This window comes from Nocardia sp. NPDC004718 (assembly GCF_053601535.1).
This window is the reverse complement of record NZ_JBSGCA010000029.1, coordinates 79,782-93,526: the sequence shown is the minus strand read 5'-3', so window position 1 is coordinate 93,526 and position 13,745 is coordinate 79,782. Positions and strand designations below refer to the sequence as shown.

The window sequence follows — 13,745 nt, the reverse complement described above, 5'->3', positions numbered from 1 at the left end:
GACCCAGCCCCGCCGGGTGCGAGTCTTACGAGCGCCGTTCGCGGCCCGTCTCGCGGCCGAGTGACCGAAGCGCATGCGACGCAGTCGCGAGTCTCGGTCGCTCGGGCGCGAGACTTCCCGGGGCCGTGAACACGCAGCGCCGCAGGCGCTGCAAAACCAACACAGCCCATACTGGTTGCCATGAGTATTCGGCCGCTGGACGGGGTGCGCGTCCTGGAGCTCGGCAATTACATCGCCGCGCCGACCGCCGGGCGCATCCTCGGCGATTTCGGCGCCGAGGTGATCAAGGTGGAACGCCCGAAAGCGGGCGACGAGCTGCGCAACTGGCGGCTCTACGGCGGCGACACCTCGATGCTGTACCGGACGATCAACCGGAACAAGAAGTCGATCACGCTGGATCTGCGCACCGAGGCGGGGCGCGGGATCGTCCTCGACCTGATCCGGCGCTGTGACGTGCTGCTGGAGAATTTCCGGCCCGGCATGCTGGAGAAGTGGGGTCTCGGGCCGGAGGTGCTGAACGAGGCGAATCCGGACCTGGTGATCACCCGGATCTCCGCTTACGGGCAGACCGGCCCGCTGTCGGAGCGCCCCGGGTTCGCCGCGGTGGCCGAGGCGGTCGGCGGACTGCGCGAATTGGTGGGCGACCCGGACCGCCCACCTGTGCGCACCGGCGTCTCGATCGGCGACTCCATCGCGGGTATCTACGCCGCGTTCGGCACCGTGATGGCGCTGTTCCAGCGCGAGCGCCGCGCCGAGTCGGACACGCCGGTCCCGTTGCGGGAGCGCGTGATCGACGTGGCCCTGAACGAGGCGATCCTGTCGGTGATGGAATCGCTGGTGCCGGACTATCTCGCCTACGGCATCCAGCGCGAACGCGTCGGCGGCCGGATGGAGGGCATCGCGCCGAGCAACGCCTACCCGTGCGCGGACGGCACCAGCATCATCATCGGCGGCAACGGCGACGCCATCTTCCAGCGCTACATGGCGGTCATCGATCGGCCGGACCTGGCCGCCGACCCGGACCTGCAGGACAACGCGGGCCGTTGGCGCAATCGCGAGCGGCTGGACGCGGCGATCGGGGAGTGGACGGTTCGGCATACCCGCGACGAGGCCCTGAAGCTGCTGGACGCCGCCGCTATTCCGTGTGGCCCGATCTACACCGCGGCCGACATCGTGGCCGACGAGCAGTACCGGGCGCGCAACATGATCCAGTCGTTCACCGTGGACGTCGGCGCGCCGGAGCCCAAGGCCGTCGGCTTCCCCGGCATCGTCCCGGTGATCGGCGAACAGTCCTTGCCCATCCGCAGCGTCGGACCCGATCTGGGTGAGCACACCCGAGAGGTGCTGTCCGGCCTGCTCGGCATGAGCGAAGCCGAGATCGATGCGTTGGAGGCGCGATGAGCACGCGGCCACACGACCGGAGGCGTCCGAAGGGGCGTGACGCGAGAGAACCGCGCTCGCCGGGCACCAGCAGGCCCGTGGTGCAGCCGAATCCGACCGGGGCGGGCGAGAAGCCATGGGGCGGCGTGATGTGCGGCCACCACCGGGCGCGGGAGCAGCGATGACCGCGCCGGTGTTGCGCGATGTCACGTTGCGCGACGGACTGCAGCTGACCGGCAAGCTGCTGCCGGTGCAGCGCAAGGTGGACATCGTGCGCCGCCTGCTCGCGCTGGGGGTGCCCGCGCTGGAGATCGGCTCGATGGCGCGCCCGGACCTGGTCGCGCCGATGGCGAACACCATGGAGCTGGTCGCCGCGTTGACGCCGGAGGAACTGCGCCGCTGCTGGGTATGGGTGGCGACGCCGCGCCATGTGGAGAAGGCCGCCGCGGCGGGAGTGCGGAATTTCCAGTACTGCTTCTCGGTCTCCGACGCGCACAATCGGGCGAACATCGGACGCGACACCGAGGCCAGCGTCGCCGCCATGCCGGACGCGGTGCGCTTGGCCCGTGAGGTGGACGGGTCGATCCAGCTCTGCTTGGCGACGGCGTTCACCTGCCCGTTCGACGGCGCGGTCGACCCGGAACGGGTACTGGCCATCGCCCGCGACCCCCGCACGGAGGGCGCGGACGACATCGTCCTGGCCGACACGCTCGGACAAGCCCACCCCGGTGAGGTGTCCGCGCTGGTCGCGGCGGTGCGGGACCGGACGCCTCCCCGGCGTGTCGTCTTCCACGGTCACGACACCTGGGGCATGGGCGTGGCCAACACCCTCGCCGCGGTCGCGGCGGGCGCGGACATGGTCGACGGAGCGCTCGGCGGCCTCGGCGGCTGCCCGTTCGCGCCGGGTGCCAGCGGAAACACCGCCTCCGAGGACATCCTGTTCGCCACCAGGCCGGACTGGTTCACCCCAACCGCCCTGGCCGCCCTGGTCAACCTGTCGGAGGACCTGCTGTCCGAACTCGGCGAACCCAACCGCTCCCGCACCCTCGAAGGCGCCCGATCCAAAGCGTCCGCCTTCGAGTGGGTCGTAGGTGAGGCCTGAAACACAGGGTGTTCCCTGATGGCGTGTGGCGGCGATGCCGGTAAGACTGGACGGCATGACTTCGCAAGCCTTGGGCGCCGACACCGCCGACCTGGCGGCATCGACCGATGTCGCGGCCCACGCTATCGAACTGACCAAGGTCTACGGATCGGGCGATACCCAGGTCAGGGCTTTGGACGGGGTGTCGGCCGAGTTCGCGAAGGGCGAGTTCACCGCGATCATGGGTCCGTCCGGATCGGGTAAGTCGACTCTCATGCATTGCCTGGCCGGACTGGACAGCGCCAGCTCGGGCACCGTCCGCATCGGTGACACCGACCTGACCTCGCTGTCCGACAAGCAGATGACGCGCCTGCGCCGTGACCGCATCGGTTTCGTCTTCCAGGCGTTCAACCTGGTGCCGACGCTGACGGCGCTGGAGAACATCACATTGCCGCTGGACATCGCGGGGCGAACACCCGATCGCGAATGGCTGGAGACGGTGGTGCGGCGGCTCGGGTTGGTCGGTCGGCTGACCCACCGCCCCAGCGAGTTGTCCGGCGGACAGCAGCAGCGGGTGGCCTGCGCCCGCGCGCTCGTGGGTAAGCCGGACATAATCTTCGGCGACGAACCGACCGGCAACCTGGACTCGCGCTCCTCGGAGGAGGTGTTGTCGATCCTGCGCGCGGCGGTGGACGAGTTCGGGCAGACGGTCGTCATCGTCACCCACGAACCGCACGCGGCCGGATTCGCCGACCGGGTGGTGTTCCTCGCCGACGGACGCATCGTCGACGAGATGCGCGATCCGACCGCCGACACCGTGCTCGACCGGATGAAAGCGTTGGACCAGGCGTGACCGGGCGGTCGCGGAAGAATCGGGGGCGGGCGTAATGGCCGGAAGTCCGATGCGCAAGGTCGCGCTGCGCAATCTCGCCGCGCACAAGGTGCGGCTCGCTCTGACCCTCTTGTCGGTGGTGCTCGGCACCGCGTTCATCGCCGGTTCGTTCGTGTTCACCGACACCCTGCAGAGCACTTTCGACGGAATCTTCGCCAACCAGGCGAAGGGCGTCGACGTCCGGGTCAGCCCGAAAGAGCGCCAGGCGCAAGGCGTTCCGAACAATGTGGTGGACGAGCTGGGGAAGTACCCCGGCGTCCGCACGGTCGCGCCGAGCGTGAACGGACCGGTGGTGCTGCTCGATCCGACCGGAAAGAAAGCCGTGCAGACCGGCGGGGCGCCGACGTTCGGCAAGTCGTACCTGCCGCCGGAGAAGGCCGTCGCGGAGCCGGAGAAGTTCCTGCAAGGCGTCCCGCCCGCCCGGCCCGGCGAGATCGCGCTCAACACCGGCGGGGCCGACCGGGCCGGACTGAAGATAGGTGACCGCACCAAGATCCTCATCCCCTCCCAGGCCGATCCGATCGACGTGACCCTCACCGGCATCTACGAGGTTCCCTCCGACACGGGTGGTTTCATCGGCGTGCTGTTCGACGACACGCAGGCGCGCAAGCTGTTCACCGACGGCCTGCACGTCGCCTACGTCGACCTGGCGGCCACCGGCATTCCCGGCGACGAGTTGCGCGACAACCTCGCCAAGGCACTGCCCGGCTACAAAGTGCAGAACAGCGATCAGGTGCGTGCCGACCTGAAGAAGGAAATCTCCAACGCGCTCAACTTCATCAACTACTTCCTGCTCGCCTTCGGCGCGATCGCGCTGATCGTCGGCACGTTCATCATCTACAACACGTTCTCGATGATCGTCGCGCAACGCTTGCGGGAGCTCGCGCTGCTGCGCGCGGTCGGCGCGAGCAGGCAGCAGGTCGGCACGTCGGTGGTGGCGGAGGCGTTCGTCATCGGGTTGATCGGCAGCGTGGTCGGCCTCGCGGGCGGCGTCGCGCTGGCGTTCGGATTGTCGGCGGTGCTCAACGCCTTCGATCTCGGCTTGCCGACCGGATCGATGGCGGTGCGGCCGCGCACCGTCGTGGTCGGGCTGCTCGTCGGCCTCGCGGTGACGATGGTGAGCGCCTACGCGCCCGCGCGCCGCGCCTCGCGTATTCCGCCCGTGCAGGCCATGCGCGAGGAGTTCGCGTCCGCCGGGGAGTCGCTGCGCCTGCGCACGATCCTCGGTGCGGTGCTGGCGGTGCTCGGCGTGGTGCTCGTCGTGCTGGGCGCGCAGCGGACCGGTGGCACGGCGGCCGCGACGGTCGGCGTCGGCGCGCTCGGGCTGATCTTCGCGGTGCTGCTCGCCGCGCCCGCGCTGTCGCGACCGGTGGTCGGTGGGCTCGGCGTTCTGGTGCGCCCGTTCGGGCCGATCGGCCGCATGGCGCGCAACAACGCGTCGCGTAATCCGCGCCGCACCGCCGCGACGGCCTTCGCGCTCACGCTGGGCCTGATGCTCGTCTCGGCGATCGGCATGCTGGGCGCTTCGGCGAAGGAGAGCGTCGGCGTGCTGGTCGACAAGGGTGTGCGGGCCGACTACGTGCTGGCCGGTCCGCAATTGCTCGGGGTGCCGTTCGGCGCCGCCGACGCCGCCCGGACGAAGGTGCCGAACGTGGCGCAGGTGGTCGGAATGCGGGGGGCCGCGTTCAAGCTCGGCGACGATCAGGTCTTCGCGTCCTCGCCGGACGGTCCGCTGACCGGTGTGCTGAACTACGAGATCGTGCGCGGCAGCGGCACTCTCGGCGCCAGGGACGTGCTCGTGTCCGAGGACGAAGCCAACGACCGCGGCTGGAAAGTCGGCGAAGAGGTGACCCCGACCAGCGTCGACGGCAAGAAGGTCCCGCTCACCGTCACCGGTGTGTACAAGAAGAACCCGCTGCTCGGCGCGATGGTGGTGTCGCAGACGGTCTACGACGAGGTGGTCCCGCTCAACTTCCGGACCAACTTCCTCGTGCTGATCAAGGCGCAACCAGGCGCGAATACCAGCGCGATGCGCGCCGACCTGGAGAAGGCCACCGAGCAATTCGTCGTGGTGCAGGTGCAGGATCGCGAGGAATTCAAGGGAGCGCAAGGCAAGCAGATCAACACTCTGCTGGCCATTCTCTACGGGCTGCTCGCCTTGGCGGTGGTGATCGCGATCCTTGGCATCGTCAATACTTTGGCGCTGTCGGTGGTGGAGCGCCGCCGGGAGATCGGCATGCTCCGCGCGGTCGGTATGCAGCGCGCCCAGGTCCGTCGCACGATCTATCTGGAATCGATGCTGATAGCGGTGTTCGGCGCGATCGTCGGCATGGTGCTCGGCCTGGGACTCGGCGTCGGATTCCTGCGCACACTAAGGGATTTGGGGCTCGACCAGATCGCCATCCCGTGGAGCCAGCTGGTCTTGGTCCTGGTCAGCTCGGCAGTCGTCGGAGTACTGGCCGCCCTCTGGCCCGCCGTGCGAGCGGCGCGCACGCCACCACTGGCCGCCATCGCCGATCTCTGACAGGTCCGTGCGGCGCACAATCATTGTGCGCCGCACGGACTGCGGCAAGTTCTCACGTGAGCTTTTGCGGACTCAGGCTCGACGGGTGGACTCGTCGAGTCGAACGGCATCGGTGAACGTGTCCCGCTGACCTGGAGTGAACACCCTCGGCCTCGAGGATCTGACGCAGAGTTTCGCGGCTGATATCGGCGATTCCGTTTCGTGATCTTCTGCAACCGCCGCCCCTCCTCTGGGGTCACCGCTCGCACAAACACTTCCGGCTTCCGGGCCACCACCGGCAACAGGCCCACGATCAACCCGACACCCGGTTACCGAGGCAACCTACCTGGACGAGGCACTAGACCGCGATTCGATCGCGGTCCGGGTCATCATCCACGCCGCATCCGGGTTGCGGCTTGTTTCGCCAGGACGTCGAACGCTCGGCCGTAGAAAGCTGTCTCTCTCAACCAAGATACGGACTTGTGCGCTGTTCGGCGTGGTGCTGCAACCGGAGCCGAACAGTCTCGTGTACGGGCAGCGTCTCGAGTTCGTCGAGTCGTAGGAATTCGACAGAGGTCGATTCATCGGACGTGGAGATTTCCCCACCGGTCACTCTGCCGTAGTAGACCACTGCGAACTCTTGCCGAACCTCACCGTCCGCATGTTCGATCACGTGCTCAGGATCGGTGTAGATACCGAGCAAACCAGTGATCTCTATGTCTAGCCCGGTCTCTTCGCGGGTCTCCCGAACCGCGCAATCCTCCAGAGTCTCGCCTACTTCCATGATTCCACCGGGTAAAGACCAGTTACCCGAGTCGCCACGGCGCTGCATCAGCACGCGCCCGTTCTCGTCGGTCACCAATGCTGAAGCCCCCGGCTTCAGCGAGTTCGGCCGTGGTGCGTTCGGATCTCGGTAGTAGTCACGCCGTGAGCCCATTGGCGAATCCTTGCGTCGTTGAGTACGGGGTGATGGTGCCCCCTATCTGTTCGAACTGGTCGGCGAACGACTCGAATATCCCGTGCTGCGACAACCGGCGCAGGTACAGCGCCGTGTGCTGGTAGCCACGGGCACGGAACAGGTACGGCGTCACGATCATTGAGGCGTGTCCTCGCGTGAGCTTTCGCGGGCTCAGGCTGCGCCGGTGGAACCGTCGAGTCGAACGGAATTGGTGAACGTGTCCCACTGGCCCGGAGCGAACACCAGGGCGGGACCGTTGGGGTTCTTGCTGTCGCGAACCCCCACCATGCCCTGCTCCAAGAAGGCGACCTCAACGCAATCTTGGCCCATCGAGCTACGGGTGCTCTTGAACCACTCGGCTCCGGATAGGTCGATGTTCACGCCAAGTACTCCTTCATTCTTTGCCGAAGCAGCCTCCTGCTCGCGACTGCGTCCAGCGCGGTATGTCGAATGATCGTGAGGGCCTCGCGATACCGCCGAAGATCCGACTCTCCCTCAAAGTACATCGCACCAGTGAAGCCCTCAACGTAGACAACTGTCGGTTCCGCGACGCCACCTGCGGCGTCGAGGCCGTAGTCGAGGATCGAAAATGGTCCGACGGGTCCGCCGACCGGAAAGCCCGCACCGAACGGGAGAACTCGAATCGTGACGTTCGGGCACGTGCTCAGCTCCGCAAGGTGACGATGTTGCGCGGACATGATCTTGGGATTGCCGACGACCGCGTGCAGGACGGCTTCGCCGAGAATGACGTCGATTGTTGCCGGGTTCGCCTTGCGCGTGATGATCGCTTGACGCTTGGTCTTCAGTTCGATGCGGCGTCGGCGTTCTTCCTCGGAGTCTTTCGGAAAGTAGATCCGGTCGAGCGTCGCCGCGTAGTCGTTGGTCTGCAACAGCCCGGGAATGATGTCGGGTCGAAAGATCTCGATCTGCCGAGCGCTGGCTTCCAAACCGATGTACACATTGAACGTCTCAGGAATGAGGTCGCCGAAGCTGTGCCACCAGCTCTTCTCGGCCCCCTGCTTGAACAAGCCGACCATCGCGGCGCTCTTCTCGTGATCCAGACCTAAATTCTGGCAGAGCAATTCGATGTCACGTGCGCGCAGCCGGCCGACATCTCCCCGCTCCAGCCTGGACTGGGTACTCACACTCCAATCCATGATGGTGGCTACCTGTCCCTGCGTCAGGTTCTGCTCCTCGCGCGATTCACGCAGGTAGCGACCCATCTGCCGACGCGGCAGCGACGCGCTTGTGCCTTGCTTCCCCATTCCGACCCCCTCGTAGGCATTATCAGTTCGATCGCCTTTCACTCTCAGTTTGGCGGTGATCCAGGGGATCTGGGCCAAATTGCTGAAATTTTCTGTTAGACAGCGGCAGCCTGCTCAGGCGGTGGTGTGCTTCCAGTACTCCGACCAGCTTCGAGGGGAATCAATGACCTACGCGAACGCAATCGAGCCGCCCATCGCGGGCAGGCCGAAATCATTGGGATTCATTCGGAATGACCTGTCCGGCATCCATGCCCCACGTCATGCCGCCGAGGTGTGGCGGCATGCTCTCGGACTGGGGCACCACTACGTGCACACCGTTCGTCCACCGGTCGATGTGGACAGTCCGATCGAGTACGTGCTCGGCCTCGCGGCCGGGCTCGGTGTCGATGTGATCGTCGTGTTCGAGTTGGGGCATGTGGATGATCGACCGGCCTTGATCTGCGACAGGGGCTTCGATCTCGAGACCGTCAGCCCGCAGGGCACATGGACGCGCTCGTCCGGGCTCGTGCCCGGCGAGGGGGCGTGATGGGGGTCGAGACCGTTGTCGAGCCACCGCTGATCTGCGGTGACGTGGACGTGGAAATCGCTCATCGCATCATGCGGCGGCATCGCGCATGCCGCATCGACCGGTGCGCATGGAAACGTCTGGCGTATTACACGCTTGTCGTGCGTGGCCGGATCGTGCCGCAAACGCTCAGTCCGCGTGAGCGTGCCGCCGAGAGGAACATCCCGTTCCCTCCGATGGACGATGTTCGCGCCTCGCCCGAGGTCGGTGTGGCGCCGCGAACGTTGCGGCACGTGTTGGACATGCTGAATCAGTCCTTGCTACCGCCAGGACGAGAGGTCGTGCCGCCGCTCGAAGGGGCGTGATGCCTTGAGTGTGTGGGATCTGGTGTGCAGTGCCGCCGCGACTGTCGGCGGCGGATCGTGTGTCGCGCTCGCGTTGGCCTGTCTGTGGCCGACCGGTTCGCCGGGACGCTCCGATGGGCGTCGCCGCCTCCCGAACGCCGCGAAGCGGGTGGCGTTCCGGTGGCCTGCGGAATGGACCTGCGCGGCACCGCCGGAGCCCTTCACGGTCGCCGAAGCCCATGTCGCCATGCAGTGGCACCGCGAACACGGGTGTGCCCGCAAACGCGCCGCCTGGGGTGTGCTGGTGGCCGCAGGGCGGGTTGTACCGGATTCACACCGGCGGAATGAGAGGCCGTGAATCGGGCCGGATCCACATTCGCCCACCGGTTGAGGCAAGCGCGGATCGCGCGTGGAACGGCTGGAGCTGGTGGCCGCACCAGGTCGTCAGCCATGCGTCTGGCGTGCTCGGCGGTGCGGTCGATGGGTAGCGAAAATCGCGAGATCGCTTGTCTTGCAAGCAAACTCGAATTGGTGACAGGGGGCTGTATGCCCCGTCACATCTTGCTGAAGTTGTCCGTTCGGTAGTGCTAGTTTAAACGGAGGTTACCACTCCACTTAATTCTCGGTAAACGGCCTGATTCAACGGGGAAGGAGGCCGCGCGATGGTCGCTGTGGACTTCGGGGGTCCGGGCGCCGGGCTCGAGCTCGCGTCGGGCGGAGTCGTCGAACGGGTGCGCGCGGCCGTGCGCGGTCGCGGAGGCGAGGCGGTCGGGCAGCTTCTTCTCATCACGGTGCTCTACCTCGGCTATCGCGCGGGTCGTCTGATCACCGCCGACGACACGGGGCGTGCCCTGGTCAACGGGCACCGCTTGCTCGGACTCGAAGACCGGCTCGGCCTGCTGGACGAGCAGACGGTGCAGTCGTTGTTCCTGAACCGCGAATTCCTCGCGGTTCCGGCCAACTTCTACTACGCCAGCGCGCATTTCACCGTGGCAGTCGGAGTCCTGCTGTGGCTGTGGACGTTCCGGCCGGAGCACTATCGCTGGACCAGGAACCTCATGGTGGCGCTGACGGGAGCTGCGCTCGCGGTGCACATCCTGGTCCCGCTCGCCCCGCCGCGCATGCTGCCCGATCAGGGGTTCGTCGATCTGGCCGTGCGATACGGCCAATCCGTCTACGGTGCGGCCGATTCCGGCGGTCTGTCCAATCAGTTCGCGGCCATGCCCTCGCTGCACGTCGGTTGGGCGTTGCTGCTCGGTGTTGCCGTCGTCGCCGCGACTCGCACACCGTGGCGCTGGCTCGCGTTGGCCCATCCGGCGCTGACCACGCTCGTGGTGGTGGGCACCGCCAATCACTACTGGCTGGACACCATTGTCGCTGTCATGTTGCTCGCGGTGGCCGCCGTACTGCATCCCTTCGTGGTGCCCGCGGCGGCCACGGCGTGGGGCGTGATGGGTCCCGTTCCGTCGAAACCCATGCTGACCAGCTCCTGACGGTCCATCACGCACCCGGCGGCGCTGACCGGAAAAGCGCTCCGGCGCGCGTACGATCGCAGAGCCGTCCTGTTCGCCCATTCGGACAAGGAGTTGCCATGGAACCGATGACCATCGCGGAGCTGCTGTCTTCGCTTGCCATCCAGGTGTTCGCCCTGTTGGGAGGATTCCCCGGGGGTTACCCCGGCTGATCCGTTGCTGCGGCTTCCGCGCCGCTCTTCATCGCGGCGCGTGTCTCCCGCATGAGCGCGGGCATGGTCCGGCCGACGAAGGCCGATACCAGTGGTCGCAAGGTGGCCGCGGTGGGCTGGAACGAGTAGGTCCAGGTCACCGCGGCCCGGCCGTCTTGATCGCGGGACGTTCCTCGCCGACTTGTTCTCGCGGATACGTCCGCGGCCGGGAACGGGACGGTGTTGTCTATTTTTCGCCGGAACCGTGATGCCGGGATTCCTACCGTGGATTCAATGGAGAGCGAACGGATCCCGGATGCCGGGAATGCTGAGTTGCGGACGCCCGTCGTGTGGTTCATGGCACTGGCGGCTGCGCTCGGGACGGCGAGTGTCTACCTACTGCAACCGGCCGTCGCGGAGGTTGCCGGTTCCCTGCACGCCGCTACGGCGGCGACCGGCACCGCTTTGGCGTGCGGTCCGGTCGGCTATCTGGTGGGGTTGGTTCTGCTGGTGCCGTTGGTCGACCGGTTCGCGCCACGGGCCGTGGTGGCGGCCCAGTTCTCGGCGCTGGCGGTTGCTTCCGCCGCTGGCGCGGTGGTGGAATCGCCTTGGACCCTTGGATTGGTCATGGGCGTGGTCGGGGCGGGGTCGGCGGTCGGGGCTCAGCTGAGTTCGGTGGCGGGGCGTCTCGCGCAGCGTCGTCGGCGGGCCACGGTCTTGGGTATCGTGACCGCGGGCATATCTGCCGGAATCCTCGCCGGGCGCATCATCGGCGGCTGGCTCGCCGATGTGATCGGTTGGCGAGCAATGCTTTTCGTATTCGTTGTGCCGTGTGTCGTGGTCGCGGCGGTGTCCTTGTCCACCCTGCCGGCCGCGCGGGGTCGCACGTATGCCGGATATCTGGATACGGTGCGCGGAATTCCCGCGCTCTTCGCCCGCTTCGCCGCACTGCGCCGGGCGGCGGCACGGGGAGCGCTGTGGTTCTTCGCGTTCTGTGCGATCTGGGCAGGTCTCGCGGTGGCGTTGTCGCAGCCTCCGTACTCGTATTCACCCGAACGGATCGGCCTGTATGCCTGCGCCGGACTCGCCGGTGTCCTCGCGACCCGGATCGCCGGCGGGTGGACCGACCGGGTCGGCCCGCGAAAGGTGATCCTGGTGGGGCTCGCGCTCGCGCTTGTCGCGACGGTCGTCCTGGGCGTTGCCCTCTCGAACACTGTGGTGACCCTGGCCTGCCTCGGGCTCTTCGATGCCGGACTGTTCGCGGCCCAAGTGGCCAACCAGAGCACGGTCCTGGCCATCGACCCGTCCGCGCCTGCCCGCTTCAACAGTGCCTATATGTCTGTGTACTTCGTCGGCGGCAGCCTGGGAACCGCATTCGGCGCCGCCGCCGTCGGCTGGTTCGGCTGGCCCGGTCTGGTCGCCTTCGCTACGGTCGCCACGGCCGCGGCGGGCGTGGTCACCCTGGCCGACCGGCCGCGGGCCGGCGCGGAGAGTCCGTACGACCGTCCGCGGCGGCACGCGGCCACGCAGCGTGCCCGATGAGCCCTTTACGGTGCGAGTTCGCTGCCACCCGGCTCCCGGGATCCCCCTGTCTCCAGAGTCCGGCGCATGACAGTCGACGCCCGCTCGACGAACTCGGCTATCGGCACAGCGAGAGCCTCGGGCAGGACATCGGTGTGCCATACGACCAGGGTCCCGCCGTCCTTGCCGGGCAGCGCCTGCATCGAGGCGTGGTGATGAGAGGAATGCAGACTGCCTCCGACGATGGAGTACGCGATACGCCGGCTCACCGGGTCGAGGTCGATGAGCCGTTCCACGACGACGGTGCCGTCGGCGAAGGTGACGGTACGGGTGTCCGCGTCGAGCCGTGCGTCGCTGGCGAGACCCGGGCCGAGGCGCTCGTGCACCGCGCCGAAATCGCTGAGAGCATCCCATACCTGCTCGGGCGTGGCGTCGATGCCGAATTCCTTGTGAACGGATGCCATGGGGTCCTCCTGGTCGGGCCGCGGTGGTTGCCGTCTCAGCATTCCCGCCGGCCCACCCGCGGGTCTTGAAGATCCTTGCGCGGCGTTTTCGTCGTACCCTCGGCGTACGGTCCGCAGGTGCTGTCCACGACAACCGTTGCCGCCCGGCCCGAGTACACCGTGACCACGGTGACCTGCCGCTCCGACCACACCCACTTCTCGGCCCCGGAGGTCCGCGACGACCATCGCCTCGTGCTCGTGCGCCGTGGCCGGTTCCAGCGACAGTCCGACGGCGACCGGGCCGACCTGGACCCGACCGTCGGGTACTTGGGCGTACCGGGCGAAGAGGAACGGTTCGCCCATCCCGTCGGCGGCGACGTCTGCACCGTGGTGACCATCGCGCCCGGCCGCTGGGAAGGGGCCGTCGATCCGCGAGCGGTGTACCTCGATGCCCGTATCGATCTCGCGCACCACCGTGTTCTCGCTGCCGTCCGAGGTGGCGACATCGACTACGCGTTGACCGAGGAGCTTGTCCGGCTCGTCGCACTCGCCGCCGGATGGCCGATCCCTCGGTCGCGGCCCTCCGACCGGGCGCTGGTTACAGCGGCCCGCGAGGCGATCATCAACGGCGCACCGGAATCGGTGGGCCTGCAATCTCTGGCCGCATTGCTGAAGGTCTCCCCGTACCGGTTGAGCCGGGTGTTCTCCCAGCACATGGGGCTGTCGCTGACCCGCTACCGCAACCGAGTACGGGTCGGCCGGACCATCGACCGGCTCACCGACGGGGAAACCGGCCTCGCCGACCTTGCCGCGCACCTCGGTTTCGCCGACCAGGCACACCTGACCCGCACCGTCCGCGAACACCTCGGCCACACCCCCACGGCGCTGCGCCGTCTACTCACCGAAACCAACTGACCGAGCCGCTGAAGGGGGGCGCGGCGCTGCACCTTCCCAGGCCTCGCGCTTCCCGGCCGGGCGACGTGGGTCGGCGACACAACGATCGGCTCGAGCTCTGGCGGCGAACCGTCGACCCACGCGGTGGCATTTTGCTGAGGGGCGGAAACGGCACCTCCAAGCGCCATCGCGCCTGGCCGTCCGCCACGGTCGGTGGTGTTCTCGGCACCGATTCGGGGCTACCGCGGCGGACTTGGCTCGGTCGCGCCGAATCGGGCCAAGTAGTGCCACACCTT

General features: G+C 67.3%; 14 protein-coding genes. 9 read left to right on the top strand and 5 right to left on the bottom strand.

The window, feature by feature from the left end:
* Window positions 1–180 precede the first annotated feature (180 nt).
* The 4 genes from ACWEH3_RS22370 to ACWEH3_RS22355 all read left to right on the top strand — a co-directional run bounded on the left by ACWEH3_RS22370 (window position 181) and on the right by ACWEH3_RS22355 (window position 5,877).
* Entirely contained in the window at window positions 181–1,401 is a 1,221-nt protein-coding gene (locus ACWEH3_RS22370) for a CaiB/BaiF CoA transferase family protein (protein WP_450025518.1), read from the top strand.
* Window positions 1,402–1,561: 160 nt separating this feature from the next.
* Window positions 1,562–2,482 (top strand): hydroxymethylglutaryl-CoA lyase, encoded by a 921-nt coding sequence (locus ACWEH3_RS22365; protein WP_450025520.1) that lies wholly within the window; start codon window positions 1,562–1,564, stop codon window positions 2,480–2,482.
* Window positions 2,483–2,537: 55 nt separating this feature from the next.
* A complete protein-coding gene (locus tag ACWEH3_RS22360; protein WP_450025522.1) occupies window positions 2,538–3,314 on the top strand; it encodes an ABC transporter ATP-binding protein in 777 nt (258 codons plus the stop codon).
* A gap of 34 nt (window positions 3,315–3,348) precedes the next feature.
* Window positions 3,349–5,877: an ABC transporter permease gene (locus ACWEH3_RS22355; protein ID WP_450025524.1), complete on the top strand. Its 2,529-nt coding sequence runs from the start codon at window positions 3,349–3,351 to the stop codon at window positions 5,875–5,877.
* Between the two features lie 442 nt (window positions 5,878–6,319).
* On the opposite strand, the gene ACWEH3_RS22350 is transcribed toward ACWEH3_RS22355, so the two are convergent.
* From ACWEH3_RS22350 to ACWEH3_RS22335, 4 genes are read right to left on the bottom strand one after another with little or no spacing between them, the layout of a single operon-like run.
* The gene (locus ACWEH3_RS22350) at window positions 6,320–6,793 is read right to left on the bottom strand and encodes an NUDIX domain-containing protein (RefSeq protein WP_450025526.1); all 474 of its coding nucleotides are present in this window, start codon (window positions 6,791–6,793) and stop codon (window positions 6,320–6,322) included.
* Entirely contained in the window at window positions 6,777–6,953 is a 177-nt protein-coding gene (locus ACWEH3_RS22345) for a hypothetical protein (RefSeq protein ID WP_450025528.1), read from the bottom strand. The genes ACWEH3_RS22350 and ACWEH3_RS22345 overlap by 17 nt, the downstream gene beginning before the upstream one ends.
* Window positions 6,954–6,985: 32 nt before the next feature.
* Window positions 6,986–7,195, bottom strand: a complete 210-nt coding sequence (locus ACWEH3_RS22340) for a DUF397 domain-containing protein (RefSeq protein WP_450025530.1) — start codon at window positions 7,193–7,195, stop codon at window positions 6,986–6,988.
* A complete protein-coding gene (locus ACWEH3_RS22335) occupies window positions 7,192–8,079 on the bottom strand; it encodes a helix-turn-helix domain-containing protein (RefSeq protein ID WP_364432584.1) in 888 nt (295 codons plus the stop codon). The genes ACWEH3_RS22340 and ACWEH3_RS22335 overlap by 4 nt, the downstream gene beginning before the upstream one ends.
* Window positions 8,080–8,128: 49 nt before the next feature.
* Between ACWEH3_RS22335 and ACWEH3_RS22330 the strand changes: the two genes are divergently transcribed.
* From ACWEH3_RS22330 to ACWEH3_RS22315, 4 genes are all read left to right on the top strand, one after another.
* Window positions 8,129–8,605, top strand: a complete 477-nt coding sequence (locus ACWEH3_RS22330) for a hypothetical protein (protein WP_450025532.1) — start codon at window positions 8,129–8,131, stop codon at window positions 8,603–8,605.
* Window positions 8,563–8,949, top strand: a complete 387-nt coding sequence (locus ACWEH3_RS22325) for a hypothetical protein (RefSeq protein ID WP_452358381.1) — start codon at window positions 8,563–8,565, stop codon at window positions 8,947–8,949. The genes ACWEH3_RS22330 and ACWEH3_RS22325 overlap by 43 nt, the downstream gene beginning before the upstream one ends.
* A gap of 641 nt (window positions 8,950–9,590) precedes the next feature.
* Window positions 9,591–10,421, top strand: coding sequence for a phosphatase PAP2 family protein (locus tag ACWEH3_RS22320; RefSeq protein ID WP_450025536.1), 831 nt, complete (start codon window positions 9,591–9,593; stop codon window positions 10,419–10,421).
* Window positions 10,422–10,885: 464 nt separating this feature from the next.
* Window positions 10,886–12,133, top strand: a complete 1,248-nt coding sequence (locus tag ACWEH3_RS22315) for an MFS transporter (protein ID WP_450025538.1) — start codon at window positions 10,886–10,888, stop codon at window positions 12,131–12,133.
* A gap of 5 nt (window positions 12,134–12,138) precedes the next feature.
* Here ACWEH3_RS22315 and ACWEH3_RS22310 read toward each other — a convergent pair whose 3' ends face one another.
* The gene (locus tag ACWEH3_RS22310; RefSeq protein ID WP_450025540.1) at window positions 12,139–12,576 is read right to left on the bottom strand and encodes an SRPBCC family protein; all 438 of its coding nucleotides are present in this window, start codon (window positions 12,574–12,576) and stop codon (window positions 12,139–12,141) included.
* A 117-nt stretch (window positions 12,577–12,693) separates the two neighbouring features.
* Between ACWEH3_RS22310 and ACWEH3_RS22305 the strand changes: the two genes are divergently transcribed.
* Window positions 12,694–13,470, top strand: coding sequence for a helix-turn-helix domain-containing protein (locus ACWEH3_RS22305; RefSeq protein ID WP_450025542.1), 777 nt, complete (start codon window positions 12,694–12,696; stop codon window positions 13,468–13,470).
* Window positions 13,471–13,745 lie beyond the last annotated feature (275 nt).